The organism is Corynebacterium sp. HMSC05C01 (assembly GCF_001807155.1).
In the GTDB taxonomy this organism is placed as follows: domain Bacteria; phylum Actinomycetota; class Actinomycetes; order Mycobacteriales; family Mycobacteriaceae; genus Corynebacterium; species Corynebacterium coyleae.
In genome coordinates this window covers 181,226-181,612 of the sequence record NZ_KV787948.1, presented here as the reverse complement: position 1 = coordinate 181,612, position 387 = coordinate 181,226, and the positions used below count along the sequence as shown (strand labels likewise).

Genomic DNA, 387 nt, shown 5'->3' with positions numbered 1-387 from the left:
TGCGGTTCCGGCTGCGGCTGCGGTTCCGGCGGTGGCGTCGGCTTCGGAGTCGGATTGAGCGTTACATCGAAGTTGTTCGCCTTATCCTTGTCCACCTTCACCGACGTCTTCGCCTCGTCATAACCCGGCGCAGTCACAGTGACCGTGTAATCACCAGTCGGCACATCAGAGACATCAACCTTGCCATCGGTACCAGTCTCACGCTCAAAACGATTGCCCTTGCCATCATCAAGAACAACCTTCGCACCCTTAACCGGCTCATCCTTGTCATCCTTGACAACACCAGAGACCGAATCAGTCGAACGCTTCAACTCAACATCGAAATCATTCGCCTTATCCTTGTCCACCTTCACAGAGGTCTTCGCCTCGTCATAACCCGGCGCAGTC

1 protein-coding gene is annotated in these 387 nt (G+C 55.0%); it reads right to left on the bottom strand.

Features of this window, described 5'->3' with window-relative positions:
- On the bottom strand, positions 1–387 hold a 387-nt coding region (locus HMPREF3145_RS11795; protein WP_168162445.1), incomplete at both ends, for a carboxypeptidase-like regulatory domain-containing protein.